This window comes from Streptomyces sp. NPDC045701 (assembly GCF_056432045.1).
Window position 1 is genome coordinate 155,540 of record NZ_JBWKJV010000008.1, and the last position, 17,704, is coordinate 173,243.

Genomic DNA, 17,704 nt, shown 5'->3' on the forward strand with positions numbered 1-17,704 from the left:
CCCGGCCCGTACTGGAGATGCGCGGGATCACCAAGACGTTCCCCGGCGTCACGGCGCTCTCCGAGGTGAACCTGACGGTACGTCCCGGCGAGGTCCACGCGATCTGCGGCGAGAACGGCGCGGGCAAGTCCACCCTGATGAAGGTGCTCAGCGGGGTCCACCCGCACGGCTCGTACGAGGGCGAGATCCGCTTCGAGGGCGAACCGGTGGCCTTCAAGGACATCCGGGCCAGCGAGCGGCACGGCATCGTCATCATCCACCAGGAGCTGGCCCTCGTCCCTTACCTGTCGATCGCCGAGAACATCTTCCTGGGCAACGAGCGGGCGACGCGCGGGCTGATCGACTGGAACGAGACGCTGCGGCGGGCGAGCGCGCTGCTCAAGCGCGTGGGGCTGCGGGAGAAGCCGCAGACACCGGTGGCCGACCTCGGCGTGGGCAAGCAGCAGCTGGTGGAGATCGCCAAGGCGCTGGCCAAGGAGGTGAAGCTGCTCATCCTCGACGAGCCGACGGCCGCGCTCAACGACGAGGACAGCGCGAAGCTCCTCGGCCTCATCCTGGAACTGCGCGACCAGGGCATCGCCTGCATCATCATCTCGCACAAGCTGAACGAGATCCGCCGCATCACCGACTCGGTGACGATCCTCCGCGACGGGCGGACCATCGAGACCCTGACCGTCCGGGAGAGCCGGGACGCCGAACCGCGGCTGTCGGAGGACCGGATCATCCGGGGCATGGTCGGACGCGACCTCGACCAGCGCTTCCCCGACCGCACGCCGTACGACGGCGAGGACGCCGGCCAGGTCGCGCTGGCCGTGCGCGGCTGGACCGTCCGGCACCCGGTCGACCACCAGCGCACGGTCGTCGACGACGTGTCGCTGACCGTGCGGCGCGGCGAGATCGTGGGCGTCGCGGGCCTGATGGGCGCGGGCCGCACCGAACTGGCCATGTCCGTCTTCGGCCGGTCGTACGGGAACTTCGTCTCCGGGACCGTCGAGGTGGGCGGGCGAGAGGTGGTGACGAAGACCGTGCCGGCGGCGATCGGCGCCGGGCTCGCGTACGTCACCGAGGACCGCAAGACGTACGGCCTGAACCTGATCGACGACATCAACCGCAACATCTCGCTGGCCTCGCTGCCGGGCATGCGGCGCCGGGGCGTCGTCGACGAGCACCACGAGCGCAGCGTCGCCGAGCGGTACCGCACCAGCATGAACATCAAGGCGCCGACCGTCTTCGAGCAGGTGGGACGGTTGTCGGGCGGCAACCAGCAGAAGGTCGTCCTCAGCAAGTGGATCCACGCCGACCCCGAGGTGCTGATCCTCGACGAGCCGACGCGCGGGATCGACGTGGGCGCCAAGTACGAGATCTACACCGTCATCGACCGGCTCGCGGCGCAGGGCAAGGCCGTGCTGTTCATCTCCTCCGAACTGCCGGAGCTGCTCGGGATGTGCGACCGGATCTACACGATGGCCGAGGGCCGGCTGACCGGTGAGGTCTCCCGCGCCGACGCCACCCAGGAAGTCCTGATGCGCCAGATGACCATGAACAGAAGCTGAGGCCCCGCCATGACCACCACGACCACTCCCCCGCGCCCCCAGCCACAGGACGCTCCGCCACGGCCCTCGGCGCTCGCGCTGCTGCTCGACGGGGTGCGCGGCAACATGCGCCAGTACGGCATGCTGATCGCCCTGGCGTTCATCGTCGTGCTGTTCCAGATCTGGACCGACGGCACCCTGCTCCTGCCGAACAACGTCTCCAACCTGATCCAGCAGAACGGCTACATCCTCATCCTGGCCATGGGCATGATGATCGTCATCATCGCCGGCCACATCGACCTGTCCGTGGGCTCGGTCGTCGCGTTCGTCGGCGCCATGTCGGCGGTGATGATGGTCAGGCACGACATGCCCTGGGTGCTCGCCCTGGTGCTGTCGCTGCTGATCGGCGCGGTCGCGGGCGCCTGGCAGGGCTTCTTCATCGCGTACGTGGGCATCCCGTCGTTCATCGTGACGCTGGCCGGCATGCTGCTCTTCCGTGGGCTCACGCAGATCGTGCTGGAGGGGCAGTCGATCGCCCCGTTCCCCGACGGCTTCCAGAACATCGCCAAGGGGTTCATCCCCGAGATGGGCCCGTACACGCAGTACCACAACCCCACGCTCCTGCTGGGTCTGGCCGCGGTGGTGTTCCTGCTGCTGCGCGAGTGGCGGGACCGGCGGCGGCAGCTCGCCCACGCGCTGGACGTGCCGCCGTTCGGCCTGTGGGCGCTGAAGTGCACCGCCGTCACGGCCGCGGTGGTCGCGCTCACCCTGACGCTGGCCAGCTTCCACGGCGTCCCGGTGGTCATGCTCATCATGTGCGCGCTGCTGATCACGCTCGGCTACGTGATGCGCAACGCGGTGATCGGACGCCACGTGTACGCGCTGGGCGGCAACAAGGCGGCGGCGAAGCTGTCGGGCGTCAAGGACAGGCGGGTCACCTTCCTCGTCTTCGTCAACATGGGCGTGCTGGCGGCCCTGGCGGGCTGCGTGTACGCGGCCCGGCTCAACGCGGGCACCCCGCAGGCGGGCCTGAACTTCGAACTGGAGGCGATCGCCGCGTCGTTCATCGGCGGCGCCTCGATGAGCGGCGGCGTCGGCACGGTGATGGGCGCCGTGATCGGCGGCCTGGTGCTGGGCGTACTGAACAACGGCATGTCGCTGGTCGGCATCGGCACCGACTACCAGCAGGTCATCAAGGGGCTGGTGCTGCTCGCCGCGGTCGGGTTCGACGTCTGGAACAAGCGCAGGGCCGGCAGGTAGTTCCCACACCCCTTCAAGAGATCGGGAGTTCGGATGGAAACGAGCAGACGGACGGTGCTGGCGGCCGCGGCCGCCGCGGGACTCACGGCGGCGGCCCCGGCCACCGCGTACGCCTCGGGAGGCGGGAAACCGGTGAAGGAGCTCTTCGGTACCCTCGCCGACGGCACCCGGGTGCACCGCTGGACGCTGGAGAACGGCGGCACGCGGCTGAAGGTGCTGTCGTACGGCGGCATCGTGCAGTCCCTGGAGATCCCGGACCGCCACGGCCGGTACGCCAACGTGTCGCTGGGCTTCGACGACCTCGACGCGTACGTCTCGTCGTCGCCGTTCTTCGGGGCGCTGATCGGCCGGTACGGCAACCGGATCGCGGGCGGCCGCTTCACCCTGGACGGCACGGAGCACCGGCTGTCCGTCAACGACGGGCCGAACAGCCTGCACGGCGGCGCCCAGGGCTTCGACAAGCGGGTGTGGGACGTCCGGCCGTTCGCCGGCCGCACGGGCGTCGGGCTGGTGCTGCGGTACGTGAGCGCCGACGGCGAGATGGGCTACCCCGGCACGCTGAGGGTGACGGTGACGTACACCCTCACCCCGCGCGGGGACTGGCGCGTCGACTACGCGGCCACCACCGACCGCGCCACGGTGGTGAACCTGACGAACCACACGTACTACAACCTGGCGGGCGAGGGCCGCGGTGACGTCCTCGGCCACGAGCTGCGGCTGGCCGCCTCCCGCTACACGCCGACCGACGCGACCCTGATCCCGACCGGTGAGCTGGCGCCCGTGGCGGGCACCCCGTTCGACTTCCGGCGGGGGAAGACGATCGGCGAGGACATCCGCACGGCGCACCCGCAGCTGGTGCTCGCCAAGGGGTACGACCACAACTGGGTGCTGGACAAGGGTGCCACGGCCCGTCCGCAGCCCTTCGCGGCGCTGCGCGACCCGGGCTCGGGGCGCACGATGACCATCGCGACGACGGAACCGGGCGTGCAGTTCTACTCGGGCAACTTTCTGGACGGCAGCCTCGCCGGGCCGTCCGGGCGCACCTACGGCAGGGCGACGGGCTGTGCCTGGAGACGCAGCACTTCCCCGACTCCCCCAACCGGCCCGCGTTCCCCTCGACGGTGCTGCGGCCGGGCGACACGTACCGATCGACGACCGTGCACGGCTTCTCGGCGCGCTGAGCCGGCGTCCTCAGCCGGGCGCGACCGTGCGGAGCAGGAGCAGGGCGATGTCGTCGTGGCGGGGCGCCGTCTCCCGGGCGTGGCCGATGAGCGCGTCGGCGAGGTCGTCCAGGCTCGCGTCCCCGTTCCAGGCGAGTTGCCGGGCCAGCTCGGCGGTCGACTCGTCGATGTCGACGCCGGGTGCCTCGACGAGGCCGTCGGTGAAGAAGGTCAGCACGGTGCCGATGGGCAGGGTGACCCCGGCCGTGGGGTAGTCGGCGGCCGGGTCGATCCCGAGGAGCAGCCCGGGGGGCAGGTCGAGCGCCTCGGTGTGCCCGTCCGGGTGGCGCACCAGGGGAGGCGGGTGGCCCGCGGTGGCGAGCAGGGCCCGGTGGTGCTTCAGGTCGATGTGCGCGTACAGGCAGCTGGTGAACAGGCCGGGGTCGAGGTCGGTGAGCAGGCGGTTGGTGCGGGCGAGTACCTCGCCGGGCGGGGCGCCGGCGCTCGCGTGCACGGCGGCCCGTACCTGGCCCATGAGGGCGGCCGCCTCGACGTTGTGGCCCTGGACGTCCCCGATGGTCGCGGCGGCGGTCGTGCCGCTGAGCCTGATCAGGTCGTAGAAGTCGCCGCCGACGCCCGTGCCGTGGCCGGCTGGCAGGTAGCGGGCGGCGACCTCCAGGCCGGGGATGTGCGGAAGGGTGTGCGGAAGGAGGCCCGCCTGGAGGCGGCGGGCGAGTTCGTGCTTGCTGTCGTAGAGCCTGGCCCGGTCCAGTGCCTGGGCGAGGAGGCCGGCCAGCGAGCTGAGGATGGCCCGTTCGCCCGGGTGGAAGTTCCGCGGCCGGTCGTAGCCGAGGACCAGCGAGCCGACCGGGCGGCCGGAGGCGATCAGCGGCAGGAACGCCCATGCGGCGCCCTCGCTGCCCAGGACGACGGCGGACGGGAACTCCTGCTCGAGTTCCGCCCGGCTGCCGGCGAACAGCGGGGTCCCGGTCACCAGGACACGGGCCGCCGGGGTGTGGGACGCCAGCGAGGTGGAGTCGAACCCGGCCACGGCGTCGGCGTAGCCGCGGTGGCCGACGACCCGCAGCCGGCCGTCCTCGGCGGTGAGCACGGCCAGGGCGTGGACGCCGAGGGCGGGCATGATCTGGTCGGCGGCCTGGTCGACCACGTCCTGCACCCCGGCGGCCTCGGTGAGCGTGGCGGCCAGGTGCATCAGGTGGTAGAGGCTGGTCGCCCGGCTGGGCAGGGCGGACGCCGCGGTGTGCTCCGGGTCCTCGTCCTGCTCCGCGGTCCCCGGGCCGGGGGCGCCCCGTTCGGGACCGGCCGCCGCGGTGATGCGGACGCTGATGCCGGTGTCGTCCGGGTGCAGCTCGAAGCGGAGCCAGTGGCCGGGCGGGCGCAGTGTGGTGAACGACGTGGTCCGGCGGCTGATGACCGCGGCCCGGTAGCGGTCCTCGACCGCGGGGCTGTCCATCCACGGCAGGGCCTCCCACGGCAGGGCACCGGTCAGCTCCTCGGGGGCCACCCCGAGGAGGTCGGCCGCCTCCTCGGTGAGGAAGGTGACGCGGCCGTTCAGGTCCAGCGCGCAGCTCCCCCCGGGCAGGCGGTGGACGAACTCCACCGCCGCCGTGGCCTCGATGGGCCCGGGGGTGCGCCGGGCTGGGCGGACGATGCGGGGCTGCCGTCCGGGCACCACGGGCCGGCCCTCGCCGTCGGCCCGGGCCAGGACCCGCGCCATCCGGTCGCAGCCGTCGCGGACGGCGTCCTCCTCGGGCGCGGCGAGCTGCGGCGCGTGGCCCCCCGGCCACAGCAGCACCAGGCCGCCCCAGGTGCTGCCGCCGTCGGCGACGGGGGCGGCGGCCAGCGAGAACGCGTACGGGAGGACGAGCCCCGGCCGGGGGTAGCGGCGGGCCATCTCCTCCCGGTCCCCGATCCACACCAGGCGCCCCTCGGCCACGGCGTCCGCCACGGGCACCGGGTCGCGCGGCGCGACCCGCATCCACGGGGCGGCGAACTCAAGGGAGACACCGCTGAGGACCGCCAGCCGCAGGGCGCTCTCCCCGGGGGGCCGCAGGTAGACCATGCCGATGGCCGCGCCCGTCCGCCGCATGACGTCGGACAGGGCGGAGCCCAGCGACCGCAGGCCCGCGTCCGCCTCCTCGGGGTTCTTCACGTTTCAAGCCTGCCCCGGCGTGCTGCCACGCGCAGGTCGGCACGGGTGTGCGGTTCGGCCGCCGGGCGCAGCCCGCCCGGCCGGGCTCCATCCCGGCGGGTGGGACGGGCGGGGCGGAGGACGGGGCGCAGGGCGGGCGCAGGGCGCGGGCCGGCCGCCGCGTGGAGGGTGCGCGCCGGGCGCGGGCCGGCCGGCTGCCGGAGCGCGGGGCGGGCGCCGGGCGAGGGCCGCGCGTGGGCCGCGCGTGGACGGGTGCCGGGCGCAGGCCGGCCGGCTGCCGGGGCACGGGGCTGCCCGGCCCGGGGGCCGCGCGTGGTGGGGCTCAGTCGGCCGGGTCCTCGCGCAGCCAGGCGGGCCTCTCCTCGGCTGCGCGCAGCCGCGGGCGTCCGGGGCCGTGGACGCGGCGGTAGTCGCGTACGCAGTGTTCGAGGAGGTCGGCCGCCTCGGCGTGGCGGCCCACGTCGATCAGCACGTTGGCGAGGTTGTCCCGGGCACCGGCGGTCGCCGGGTGTTCCTCGCCCCGGAGCGCGAGGTGTCCGGCCAGAACGGGGGTGGTCGGGTCCGAGCAGCCGGACACGGCGTTCCAGGACGTCCCGCAGCAGCGGTGCGGCCTCGGGGGCGCGGCCGAGGTCGTTCAGGACCGCGGCGAGCCCGGCGGCGCAGGCCAGCACGTCGGGGTGGTCGCGGCCGAGCGTCTCCGCCCGGGCGCGGAAGGTGTCGCGCCACGCCGCCTCGGCGAGGCGCAGGTCACCGGTGTCGTGCAGGACGTCGGCCGGTTCGGCGGAGGTGCGCGGGGTCTCCGCGTCGAGTGCGGCGGGGCTGTCGACCGGGTGGTCGGCGAGCGCCTCTCCCGGGCGCTGCGCAAGGAGCCGGAAGCCGGGTAGGCCGGCAGGGCGCTGGTGCGCCGCGCGGACGCGGTGTACGGCCCGGCGGTGCCGGCGGCCAGAGCGGTACGGCCGGGAAGGGGTGCCCTTCCCGGCCGGGCGGGCGGACGGGCCGTTCCCGCGCCCCCGTCCGTGCGGAGGGACGGGGCCCTACCCCGCCTTGATCCGCATGAAGGTGACGGAGTGGGCCGGGAAGGTGTACGTGAACTCCCGGGCGATCCCGCGCAGGGTCGACGCGAGGGGCCGTACCGGCCGGGCGTCGGCGGTGTTCACGGCGTCCGGCGCCCCCGTGAGGGTGGTGAGCCGGGCGGTGGGGGCGACCTTCGCGGTGCCGAGGTCGACGCGGGTGCGGGCGGGCGTGGCCTGGGCGTTGACGACCTTGACCACGAGGTCGCCCTTGTCCCGGGTGACCACCTGCCGGAACGGCTCGGCGGCCTTGTCGTCGGTGAACCGCCCCCACTCCTGGCCGTCGAGGTAGAGGGTGACCTGACGCCCCCGCACCTTGACGTGGATGTCGTACGTACGGCCCGTCTCGATGGTCGTGCCGTTCTCGGTCAGCGTCTCCTTGCCGCCGTCGACGGCCTCCTCGACGGCGGAGCGGGTGTTGTTCCAGCCGCCCAGGTTCCACCAGTAGTGGTTGCCGGTGTCGCGGACTCCGAAGGCGATGAGGAAGCCCTCCCTGCCGGACTTCTTGGTGGCCTTCAGCCGCAGGTCGTAGTCGTGCCAGCCGGGGTCGCCCGCGGTGACCAGGGTGTCCTCGGCGGCCGCGTCGGTCTGGACGAACGCGCCGTCCCGCACCGCCCAGTCGCCCCGTCCGGCGGCCCGCGTCCAGTGGGTGTCACCGGCCGAGAAGTCGTCCTCGAGGAGCGTGGTGCCGTCCGCGGCGGTGACCCGCACGTCGTCGTACGCGGCGCTGGTCGCCCAGGTGGACAGGCCGACGGCCCCGGTGATCGGTCCCGAGACGGCGGGGGTGGTGGTCGCCCGGCTGGGGACGACCCGGTCGCCGGTGTTGTTCATGAACAGCTTCTGCACCTCGTAGCTGGTGGACCCCCAGGAGCGCTGGTTGTCGAACCAGATCATGTCGGGGCGCCACTGCGTGTGGTCCACGTCGGCGAGCAGCGGGGCGTAGGAGGCGAGTTCGACGACGTCGGCGTTGCGCTCCAGGCCGGTCATGAAGGCGGCCTCGGAGAGGGCGTTGTGGAACCGGTTGTCGCGCGAGGCGTACTCGCCGAGGAAGACCTTGGGGCCCCGGCGGTCGTAGGAGTCGTAGCGGTCGTTGTTCTCCAGGAACCACTGCGGGCTGTTGTAGTAGTGCTCGTCGACCATGTCGACGCCCGCTTCGCGGTTCAGCTGCCAGGCGCGGTCGAAGACGCCTCCGGAGTCGTCGGGGCCGCTGTTGCTGATGACGGTGATGTCCGGGTACCTGGCCGCGATGGCCTCGCGGAACGCGGTGAAGCGGGTGAAGAACTGGTCGGGCAGGTTCTCCTCGTTGCCCACGCCGAGGTGGGTCAGGCCGAAGGGCTTCGGGTGGCCCATGGCGGCCCGCTGACGGCCCCACTCCGAGGTGACGGGGCCGTTGGCGAACTCGATCAGGTCGAGCGTGTCCTGGATGTGCCGCTTCAGCAGCGCCGGGTCGTCGGTGACCCTGTTCTCGCCGCAGCCGGTGACCAGGGCGGGCACGACGGGGAGCGGCATCGCGCCGATGTCCTCGGCGAACTGGAAGTACTCGTAGTAGCCGAGTCCGTAACTCTGGTGGTAGCCCCAGAAGTTGGCGTTGACGGCGCGCTGCTCGACCGGGCCGATGGTGTCCTTCCACTGGTAGGAGCGGCGGCGTTCCCAGTTGGGGGCCTCGTACGCCTGGTGGCTGCCGGTGTTGACCAGGCAGCCGCCGGGGAAGCGGAGGAAGCCGGGCTTCAGGGCGGCGATCTTCTCGGCGAGGTCCTTGCGGAGCCCGTTGGGCCGCCCCTTGTAGGTGTCGCGGGGGAAGAGCGAGACCATGTCGAGGCGCAGGGTGCCGCTGCCGGCGGCGGTGACCGCGAGGCGTCCGCCGGTGATGGTCGTCCGGGGCGTGAGCGTGCCGGTGTACTTGGTCCAGCGGTCGCCGCGCACGGTGATGCCGAGCGGTGCGGAGACGACGGTGCCGTCGGCGGTGCGCAGCTCGGCGGTGAGGGGGGTGCCCGCCGCGTTGTCGGTGCGCGCCCAGACGGAGAAGTCGTGGCGGGCGCCATCCCTGAGCGCCAGGCCGGCTCCGTAACCGCTGTTGACGACGCCGAAGCGGGCGCCCTCGCCTCCGGTGCCGGCGAGGGCGAGGCGGAGGTGGTTGCGGTTGCGTGCGTGCAGGCGCTCGGCGTCGTCTACGACCTGGAGGGTGCCGGTGGCTCCGCCGGTCGCGGTCTGCTGCCAGGCGGTGAGCGGGGTGTAGGACCGGTTGTCGGCGGGGCCGAACTCGAAGGAGCGGTTCTGGACGAGTTCGGCGTACAGGCCGCCGTCGGCGGCGTTGTTGATGTCCTCGAAGAAGACGCCGTACATGGTCGGATCGATCACCGGTCCGGTCCGGTCCGGGGTGACGGTGATCGCGTAGTCGGCCGGGGGTGGTGCGTCGGCCCGGGTGGGGGCGGCCATGACCGTGCCCACCATGAGGGCCGCCAGCGCGAGGACGAGCCTCGGCCGTATGGGTGCCATGTGTCTGCTCCTGGAGTTCTTCAGTTGTTCGAGATATCGGACATTGACCAGCACTTCGAACAGGAAGATAGGGAGGGGCCGTTGGGGCGTCAACCCTCCTGACCGGCCGCCTCCGATTACCCACCGGTAGCCTCACCGCACCGCCCGTGCGCCCCGCCGGGCCCGCTCGGCCCACCGGGAGGTGCCGACGCCTTGGCGTTCCCGCGTGACCGGCTCGACAATGAGGGGGATGACGGACAACCGGGCACACAGCGGCGAGATCGGGCCGACCGAGCGGCTCGCCATGAACCGCACGGGCAGCTTCGACTGGGACCTGGACGCGGGCACCGTCGACATCGACGAGGCCGGCCTGCTGGTGTTCGGTCTGGCGCCCGGCACCTTCGACTCCCGGCCCGCCTCACTCGTCCACCGCCTGGAACCGGAGGAGCGCGCCCGCCTGGACGCCGTGATCAAGGAAGCCCTGGTCAGCGGCAGGTCCTCGTACGCGGCACGCTTCCAGGTCCCTCTCGACGACGGGTCGGCGCAGTGGACGCACGTCCAGGCCCGCATCCTGCGCGACCGCGACGGCCGGGCCCACCGGATCGTCGGCATCGTCCGGGACGCCACCCCGGAGATCACCCACTCCGCCTTCGTGCTGGAGCTGGAGAAGCGCAGGCAGCGGCAGACGAACATGGTCGAGCGCACCACGCAGGCGCTGTCCCGCGCGGTGACCGTGGACGACGTCACGGCCGCGCTCACCGGCCCCGGCGGCCTGGCCAGGCTCGGCGCGGACGGCTTCGCGCTCGGCCTCGTCGAGAACGGCTCGCTCAACGTCATCGCACTCAGCGGCGAGTCCCTCGACGTCCTGGAGCACTTGCGGATGCGACGGCTGGAACCCGGTATGCCGCTCGCCGAGACCGTGCTCAGCGGCCGCCCCCTGTTCAGCAGCTCGTTCCAGGAGCTGATCAAGGACTATCCGGTGCTCGCCCCGTTCGCCGGGCGGCTGCGGTTCCGCGCCGCGGCCTACCTGCCGCTGGTCGCCCAGGCGAGGACCCTGGGCGGCATGGCCCTGTTCTACCGCGGACGCACCGCGTTCAGCGCCGACGAGCGCAACCTCTCACTGGGCCTCGCCGCCATCGTGGCCCAGTCGCTCCAGCGGGCGATCCTCTTCGACGAGGAGCGGGAGCTCGCCACCGGCCTCCAGGCCACCATGCTCCCCCGCCGCATCCCGGCGGTCGAGGGCGGCGAGATCGCCGTGCGGTACCACTCGGCGTGGAGCGGCCGGCAGGTCGGCGGCGACTGGTACGACGTGATCCCGCTGCCCCGCGGGCGGGTGGGGGTCGTGGTCGGCGACGTCCAGGGCCACGACACGCACGCCGCCGCCATCATGGGCCAGCTGCGGATCGCGTTGCGCGCCTACGCGGGCGAGGGCCACGCCCCCTCCACGGTGCTCGCCCGGGCGTCCCGGTTCCTCGCCGAACTCGACACGGAACGGTTCGCCACCTGCACCTACGCCCAGGTCGACCTGGACTCCGGCACGGTCCGGGCGGTCCGGGCCGGCCACCTGGGGCCCCTGATCCGGCACACCGACGGGCGGGTGGGCCGGCCGAAGCTGCCGGGGGGCCTGCCGCTGGGCGTGGCGTCCGTCTTCGGCGACGAGGAGTTCCCGGAGACCCGGCTGGACCTGGTGCCCGGCGAGACGCTGGTGATGTGCACCGACGGGCTGGTCGAGCAGCCGGGCAGGGACATCGGGGAGGGCATGGACGCCCTGGAGGCGGCGGTGAGCAGCGGGCCGCCCGGCGCGGAGGCGCTGGCCGACCACCTGTCGCAGCGGTTCTGGGACCGGTGGGGGACGGGCGACGACGTGGCGCTGCTGGTGCTCCGGCGCAGCCCGGACCCGGGTACGCCGCGGGCGCCGCGCATCCACCAGTACATCCACCAGGCGGACCCGCAGGGGCTGTCGGAGGCGCGGGCGGTGGTGCGGCGGGCGCTGCGCGACTGGGGCATGCGCGCCTTCGCGGACGACGCCGAGCTGGTGACCGGTGAACTGCTCGGCAATGTGCTGCTGCACACGGAGGGCGGTGCGGTGCTGACCCTGGAGGTGCTGCCGGAACCGGTCCGCCGGGTGCGCCTCACGGTGCGGGACCGTTCCAGCGCGTGGCCACGGCGGCGGACGCCCGGTGAGGCGGCCACCTCCGGGCGGGGGCTGCTGCTCCTGGACGCGCTGGCGCTGCGCTGGGGTGTGGAGCCGCGCGGCGAAGGCAAGGCGGTGTGGTGCGAGATCGGCCCGTCGTCACGGGCCGATGGGACGAGGAGGGCCCGGTGATGGATCCCGTCGAGGCGCTGGACCGGATCGCCTTCCTGCTGGAGCGGTCGCTGGCGCCGACGTACCGGGTGCGGGCGTTCCGTACCGCGTCGGCCGCGCTGTCGGCGCTCGGCGAGGGCGAGGCCGCCCAACGGGCGGCGGCCGGGACCCTGGAGCAGCTGAAGGGCGTCGGCCCCAAGACCGCGCAGGTGGTGCGGGAGGCGCTGGCCGGCGAAGTACCGGAGTACCTGCGGAAACTGGAGGGCGAGGCGGAGGCCGCGCCGCAGCGGGGCGCGGAGCTGCGGGCGGCGCTGCGCGGTGACTGCCACCTGCACTCCGACTGGTCGGACGGCGGCAGCCCGATCGACGCCATGGGGCGGGCCGCGGCGGCCCTCGGCCACGAGTGGGCGGTGCTGACCGACCACTCGCCGCGGCTGACGGTGGCTCGCGGCCTGTCGGCGGAACGGCTGCGGGAGCAGCTGGACGTGGTGGCGGAGCTGAACGAGGAGTGGGCGCCGTTCCGGCTGCTCACGGGCATCGAGTGCGACATCCTGCTGGACGGCTCGCTCGACCAGGAGGACGAGCTGCTGGACCGGCTGGACGTGGTCGTCGCCTCGGTCCACTCCAAGCTGCGGATGGACGCCCCGGCGATGACCCGGCGGATGGTCAGGGCCGTGAGCAATCCGCTGGTGGACGTGCTCGGGCACTGCACGGGCCGGCTGGTGGGCGGCAGGCGTCCGGAGTCGGAGTTCGACGCGGAACGGGTCTTCGCGGCGTGCGCCGATTCGGGTACGGCGGTGGAGATCAACAGCCGCCCGGAGCGGCTGGACCCGCCCCGGCGGCTGCTGCGGCAGGCCGTGGAGGCGGGGGTGTTCTTCGCGGTGGACACCGACGCGCACGCGCCGGGGCAGCTGGACTGGCAGGTGCTGGGCTGTGCGCGGGCCGAGGAGTGCGGCGTACCGGCCGACCGGGTGATCAACACCTGGCACGCCGGGGACCTGCTGCGCTGGACCCGTACGCGCGAGGCCCCGCGGAGCGGCTGACCGCCGAGACACCCGTACCCGGCTGCCTCTCGCCGAGCGCCTCGCCGAACCGGACGACGAGTTCGACGTCGTCGAGTACGGGGACCGGACAACGGCACAGGTCGACGCCGGCGTCACGGCCGAGGCCCGGAGCCGCGTGAATCGGGCGCCCGGAAGCCGCCCTATCACGGGGGACGTACCGAAGATCCGGTGGTGCGGCCCGAAAGGCCCTGGCTCGACCTTGCGGTATCCACGCGATGCCCGGCAGGACACGCTGCCCGTGTCCTGCGTTGCCCGTTTCTGGCATGAGGCGCGGACAACGCCCCCCGTAATAGCGGTTTCGCGGACCGGCCGGCGCCCGGAAGGACGGGGGCCGATCAACTCGTCCAGGATGCAGCAATCCCCCGGGGATTTCTTCTGATGCTTCTTCGGTGAAAAAGCTCGGCCATCGCGGGGCCTCCACACCACGCCCGCCTGGCCGGATCGTCACTCCGCGGAGTCGGCGGCCTCGTCCGTCATACGGCGGCGTTCGGCGGACAGGGCCCATTGGTAGGAGAGCGCGGCGAGCGTCGGGGCGCCCCAGCGGGCCCGCAGGACGCCGAGCTCCTTGGTCAGGGTGCGCAGCCCGATGCTCAGCCGCCGGGCGGTGATGCGCTGGTCGATCCCGGCCGCCGTGTCGATGAGGATCTCGCGTTGCCGGTGGGTCAGCCCGGCCCCTCCGGCGGGCGCCGCGCGGCGGGGGTCGCCGTGCCAGATGTCGGCGCGGCGCCAGGCGTCCTCGAAGCCCTCGGCGATGAACGCCACCAGGGCCCGGTCCATCACGTGCCAGGCAGCGTGCGTGGGACTGGAGTTGACCACGTGGTCGGGGATGAACGCCTGGCGCCGGTCCACGACGACGCAGCTCTGGAAGGACCCGGCGAGCGTACGGAAACGGGCGCCGCGCGCGGTCAGCCGGCTGACCCGGTCGCGGGTGGCCGGGTCGTCCCGCTCCCCGTCGCGGTACAGGGTCCGCACGCTCACGCCCCGGGCCAGGGCGCGGACCTCGCGGGCGTGGGCGGCCTCCAGGGCGTCGGCACCGCGCGGGCCGAGCGGCTGGGCGGTCAGCACTTCCGTCTCCGCCCGGCCGACGGCCTCGCCGATGCGGGCCCCGACCTGCTCGGGTTCGGCGAGGAACTCGCTGCCCGCGCCGGAGCGCCACTTGGCGCGCTCGAAGTGCAGGGCCAGTTCGTCGGCGACGTCCGGTACCGCCGCCATCCGGGCCGCCCGGGCGGCGAGTTCGCGCAGCCCCTCGTCGAGCCGGCGCCGGCCCGCCTCCTGCGGATCGAGGGCGATCGGCGCCTCGGGCCGGTCGGGGTCGACGGCGACCAGGCGCCAGGCCAGCAGCTCGCGCAGCGCGGCGCCGTCCGCCGGGCCGAGGGATTCGCCCCGGGTGATCCCGGCGTACAACGCCTTCGCGGCCGCCGACAACCCGCCCCGGCCGCCGGTCGCGCCGGCCTCCCCGGCCCCTGCGGCGACGCGCGCGGAATCGTCCTCGTCCATGGCCCTTGCCCCCGTTTACGCCTGCGTGTGTGCGCCGTGCGCATGTACGCACCACGCGAACGCTTGATCGCCGACGTACGACGGGCCAGCGTACCGGTGTGGCCCTTCCGGCTCTGTTCCCGGATTCCCGGAACGGCCCGAGGCACACCGCGGCGGCCACGGCACCACCGGCGGCCGCCCCCTTGGGGAAGAAAGCGTCATGGACAAGCTTGCACTGCGTCTCCTGCTCAGCGAGCACCGGGCGTCGATCACGCCGGAGAGCCAGGGCCTGTCGCGCCCCACCCGGCAGGGCAGACGGGCGCGCGGGCTCTCGCAGGCGCAGATCGACCAGATCCTGCACCGCGCCCCGGACACCTACGGCCGCCTGGAGTCCGGGCGTTACCCGAACCCGCCGGTCGACCTCCTCCAGGACGTGGCGCGGCTGTTCCGGATGAACGAGCAGGAGTGGATCGCGCTGTGGCGGTACGCCCTGGGCCAGGACCCGCCCCGGCCGCTCGACTTCCGCTCCGGGGACGAGCTTCCCGGCGTGTGGCGGGACATCCTCGGCGGTGTCTCCCACCCGGCGTACGTCAACGACCGCTCCTGGAACGTGCTCGCCCACAACGCCCCCTTCGAGGCGCTCTTCCCGCACGGCCGGGTTCCCGCCAACGCCATGCGGTGGATGACCGTCGAGCCGGACGCCCGCACCGTGCTGGCGGACTGGGAGACGGCGTGGGCGCCGGTGGTGCTGCCCCAGCTGCGGGTCGCGCTGGCCGCCGACCCGTCCGACAAGACCCTGTGCGCGATCGAGCAGGACGTCCTGGCCGACCCGGTGGCGGCGCCGCTCTACGAGTCGGCGAGCGCCTACAGCCACCTCGACGGCGACGAGCGGCCGCTGCGCCATCCCGCGCTCGGCCGCGGGTGGGTCACCATGTCCGCCGCCCAGCCCCTGGCGGCTCCCGGGTCCCGGCTGATCATCCTGGTCTTCCGCCCCGGCGCCCGCCTCCGGCGCGGGCGTCCCGCGTCGCTGCGCGCAACCGAGGCGGAGTAGGCGGCGGGCGGGTCGCCCCCGGCGCGGGTCGCCCGGTCCGGGGCGGGTACCCGGAGCGCACGTTCCCGTCACGAGGAAGGGCAGCGCCGTGCGCGATTCCGCCGAGTTCACACGGTCCTCGAGCCGTTTCACGGACCGCATCACCGCCGACGGCAGGGACGGGTGGCCGGTCGAGGCCGGCCGCTACCGGCTCGTCGTCAGCCGGGCGTGCCCGTGGGCGAGCCGCGCCCTGGTGGTGCGGCGGCTGCTGGGCCTGGAGGAGGCCCTGTCGCTGGCCGTGGCCGACCCCGTGCAGGACGAGCGGAGCTGGCGCTTCACCCTCGACCCCGACGACCGGGACCCGGTCCTCGGCATCCGCTTCCTCGGCGAGGCGTACCGCGCCAGGGACGAGGCGTACGACGGCGGCGTCAGCGTCCCCGCCGTCGTCGACGTGCCGAGCGGCCGGCTGGTGACCAACGACTACCAGCGCGTCACGCTGGACCTGTCCACCGAGTGGCGGGCCCTGCACCGCGAGGGCGCGCCCGACCTCTACCCGGAGGGGCTGCGGGACGAGATCGACGAGCGGATGGAGGGGATCTACCAGGACGTCAACAACGGCGTGTACAAGGCGGGGTTCGCCAAGAGCCAGGAAGCCTACGACGCGGCGTACGCGCGGCTGTTCGCCCGGCTGGACCGGGTGTCGGAACACCTGGCCGGGCAGCGCTACCTGGTGGGCGACACGATCACCGAGGCGGACGTGCGGCTGTTCACCACGCTGGTGCGGTTCGACGCCGTCTACCACGGCCACTTCAAGTGCAACCGCCACAAGCTCAGCGAGGACCCGGTCCTGTGGGCGTACGCCCGGGACCTGTTCCAGACGCCCGGCTTCGGCGACACGGTGGACTTCGACCACATTAAGCGGCACTACTACGTGGTGCACCAGGACATCAACCCCACGCGGATCGTGCCGCGCGGCCCCGACCTGCGCGGCTGGTGTGCCCCGCACCACCGGGAGGAGCTGGGCGGGCGCCCGTTCGGTGACGGGACGCCGCCGCCCCCTCCCCCGTCCTCCGAGGTCGTCCAGCCGCTGTGACGGTTCCGGCCGCCGGGGCGTGTCCGCGGAGTGACGCCGCGGGTCGAACTCGGTGCCGGGGAGCGCCGGCAGGTGTCCACGCCCAGTCATGACCACGCCTGCGCTCGGTGTGCAGCGCCACCCACGGGCCGCGGCTGTCCTGCCCGCCCGACACGTGCGGTCGATCACGAGAAGTCGGATGGCGCATACGCCCCCAACCAGGGCGGCACTCGCCGGGAGCGCCGAACTGTGCGGGAAGCGAGGCCCGCGATGGGACTGGCGCATGCGGACGCGGGCGGAGGGGACGCTGCGCTGTCCCGGGTCTGGCTCAATCCAGGGCCGTACCCCCGCCCGTACCCCGTGAGGGGGACGGGCGGGGGCCTGGTTCTCTTTTACCGCTCAGCAGGGGAGGGTGGTTTTGCCGGCAGCGCCGGTGGCGCCGGTGAGGCCGTCCGCGGTGAACGTGGCGGCGGTGCCGTTGCCGCCGGGCTTGCCGGGACACACCGGGCTCGCGGCGCCGCCGGCGCCGCCGGTTCCGCCCGTGTGGCCGCCACCGACCGTGGAGGCGCCGCCGTTGCCGCCCTTGCCGCCGGGGATGCCGGCCCCGGCGTCGCCGACGCCGCCCACGCCGCCCTTGCCGCCGGTGCCGCCGAGCTTGGCCACTCCGCCGTAGCCGCCGTTGCCGCCGTTGCCGTTGGCACCCCCGGCGCCGCCGGTGCCCCCCTTGCCGCCGACACTCGCGCTGCCGTACGCGTTACCGCCGTTGCCGCCGTTACCGCCATTGCCGTTGGCGCCGGCAGCGCCGCCGGTTCCGCCCAGGCCGCCGAGGCCGCCACTGATCCCTATTCCGTTGAGGCCGTTGAGGCCGGGGAAGCCGACGATGCCGAAGCCGGCCTGAGTCCCGATGCTGCCCACCTCGGCACGGGGGGTTGCCGAGGCGAGGGCGGGGGCGCTGAGGCTGACGACGGCGATCGCGGCGACCAGGAGGGTCCGGGGGACAGCAGGAGTGCGCGTGAAGCGCATGAGGACGACCTCTCGATTTGCGCGACCGGAGATGCTCTCCGGCCGACACACCAGCAACGTAGGC

At 73.5% G+C, this 17,704-nt stretch carries 10 protein-coding genes and 3 pseudogenes; 7 read left to right on the forward strand and 6 right to left on the reverse strand.

Annotation, left to right across the window (positions count from 1 at the left end):
- Positions 1 to 20 precede the first annotated feature (20 nt).
- From mmsA to AC07DW_RS12545, 3 genes and pseudogenes are all read left to right on the forward strand, one after another.
- Positions 21 to 1,553: pseudogene (gene mmsA, locus AC07DW_RS12535) on the forward strand (multiple monosaccharide ABC transporter ATP-binding protein); the annotation flags it as partial.
- Positions 1,554 to 1,562: 9 nt separating this feature from the next.
- Positions 1,563 to 2,792 carry a multiple monosaccharide ABC transporter permease gene (gene mmsB / locus AC07DW_RS12540; RefSeq protein WP_478857622.1) on the forward strand — a complete coding sequence of 410 codons (1,230 nt, stop codon included), beginning with the start codon at positions 1,563 to 1,565 and terminating at the stop codon, positions 2,790 to 2,792.
- Between the two features lie 33 nt (positions 2,793 to 2,825).
- Positions 2,826 to 3,973 (forward strand): annotated as a pseudogene (locus AC07DW_RS12545) (aldose epimerase family protein).
- Between the two features lie 10 nt (positions 3,974 to 3,983).
- Here the strand turns inward: AC07DW_RS12545 and AC07DW_RS12550 are convergent.
- The 4 genes and pseudogenes from AC07DW_RS12550 to AC07DW_RS12565 all read right to left on the reverse strand — a co-directional run bounded on the left by AC07DW_RS12550 (position 3,984) and on the right by AC07DW_RS12565 (position 9,691).
- Complete coding sequence (locus tag AC07DW_RS12550) at positions 3,984 to 6,062, reverse strand: SpoIIE family protein phosphatase (RefSeq protein ID WP_478857708.1); 2,079 nt, start codon at positions 6,060 to 6,062, stop codon at positions 3,984 to 3,986.
- A 385-nt stretch (positions 6,063 to 6,447) separates the two neighbouring features.
- Positions 6,448 to 6,702 (reverse strand): tetratricopeptide repeat protein, encoded by a 255-nt coding sequence (locus AC07DW_RS12555; protein ID WP_478857623.1) that lies wholly within the window; start codon positions 6,700 to 6,702, stop codon positions 6,448 to 6,450.
- A 28-nt stretch (positions 6,703 to 6,730) separates the two neighbouring features.
- Positions 6,731 to 6,889, reverse strand: a pseudogene (locus tag AC07DW_RS12560) (tetratricopeptide repeat protein); the annotation flags it as partial.
- 270 nt (positions 6,890 to 7,159) lie between these two features.
- Complete coding sequence (locus AC07DW_RS12565; protein ID WP_478857624.1) at positions 7,160 to 9,691, reverse strand: alpha-L-arabinofuranosidase C-terminal domain-containing protein; 2,532 nt, start codon at positions 9,689 to 9,691, stop codon at positions 7,160 to 7,162.
- Positions 9,692 to 9,920: 229 nt separating this feature from the next.
- On the opposite strand from AC07DW_RS12565, the gene AC07DW_RS12570 reads away from it, so the two are divergent.
- Positions 9,921 to 11,996, forward strand: coding sequence for a SpoIIE family protein phosphatase (locus tag AC07DW_RS12570; RefSeq protein ID WP_478857625.1), 2,076 nt, complete (start codon positions 9,921 to 9,923; stop codon positions 11,994 to 11,996).
- Positions 11,996 to 13,018 carry a PHP domain-containing protein gene (locus AC07DW_RS12575; RefSeq protein ID WP_478857709.1) on the forward strand — a complete coding sequence of 341 codons (1,023 nt, stop codon included), beginning with the start codon at positions 11,996 to 11,998 and terminating at the stop codon, positions 13,016 to 13,018. The genes AC07DW_RS12570 and AC07DW_RS12575 overlap by 1 nt, the downstream gene beginning before the upstream one ends.
- 465 nt (positions 13,019 to 13,483) lie before the next feature.
- On the opposite strand, the gene AC07DW_RS12580 is transcribed toward AC07DW_RS12575, so the two are convergent.
- Complete coding sequence (locus AC07DW_RS12580) at positions 13,484 to 14,536, reverse strand: hypothetical protein (protein ID WP_478857626.1); 1,053 nt, start codon at positions 14,534 to 14,536, stop codon at positions 13,484 to 13,486.
- A 199-nt stretch (positions 14,537 to 14,735) separates the two neighbouring features.
- On the opposite strand from AC07DW_RS12580, the gene AC07DW_RS12585 reads away from it, so the two are divergent.
- Together AC07DW_RS12585 and AC07DW_RS12590 are read left to right on the forward strand one after the other, a co-directional pair.
- A complete protein-coding gene (locus AC07DW_RS12585) occupies positions 14,736 to 15,566 on the forward strand; it encodes an MmyB family transcriptional regulator (RefSeq protein WP_478857627.1) in 831 nt (276 codons plus the stop codon).
- A gap of 88 nt (positions 15,567 to 15,654) precedes the next feature.
- Complete coding sequence (locus AC07DW_RS12590) at positions 15,655 to 16,638, forward strand: glutathione S-transferase family protein (protein WP_478857628.1); 984 nt, start codon at positions 15,655 to 15,657, stop codon at positions 16,636 to 16,638.
- Positions 16,639 to 17,016: 378 nt separating this feature from the next.
- Here the strand turns inward: AC07DW_RS12590 and AC07DW_RS12595 are convergent, their stop codons facing one another.
- A complete protein-coding gene (locus AC07DW_RS12595) occupies positions 17,017 to 17,640 on the reverse strand; it encodes a hypothetical protein (RefSeq protein WP_478857716.1) in 624 nt (207 codons plus the stop codon).
- Positions 17,641 to 17,704 lie beyond the last annotated feature (64 nt).

Bases quoted from the DNA above. Each gene is read 5' to 3' on its own strand.
- mmsB (WP_478857622.1), top strand. From the start codon at position 1,563: ATGACCACCACGACCACTCCCCCGCGCCCCCAGCCACAGGACGCTCCG.
- AC07DW_RS12550 (WP_478857708.1), bottom strand. From the start codon at position 6,062: ATGCGGCGGACGGGCGCGGCCATCGGCATGGTCTACCTGCGGCCCCCC.
- AC07DW_RS12565 (WP_478857624.1), bottom strand. From the start codon at position 9,691: ATGGCACCCATACGGCCGAGGCTCGTCCTCGCGCTGGCGGCCCTCATG.
- AC07DW_RS12570 (WP_478857625.1), top strand. From the start codon at position 9,921: ATGACGGACAACCGGGCACACAGCGGCGAGATCGGGCCGACCGAGCGG.
- AC07DW_RS12575 (WP_478857709.1), top strand. From the start codon at position 11,996: ATGGATCCCGTCGAGGCGCTGGACCGGATCGCCTTCCTGCTGGAGCGG.
- AC07DW_RS12580 (WP_478857626.1), bottom strand. From the start codon at position 14,536: ATGGACGAGGACGATTCCGCGCGCGTCGCCGCAGGGGCCGGGGAGGCC.
- AC07DW_RS12585 (WP_478857627.1), top strand. From the start codon at position 14,736: ATGGACAAGCTTGCACTGCGTCTCCTGCTCAGCGAGCACCGGGCGTCG.
- AC07DW_RS12595 (WP_478857716.1), bottom strand. From the start codon at position 17,640: ATGCGCTTCACGCGCACTCCTGCTGTCCCCCGGACCCTCCTGGTCGCC.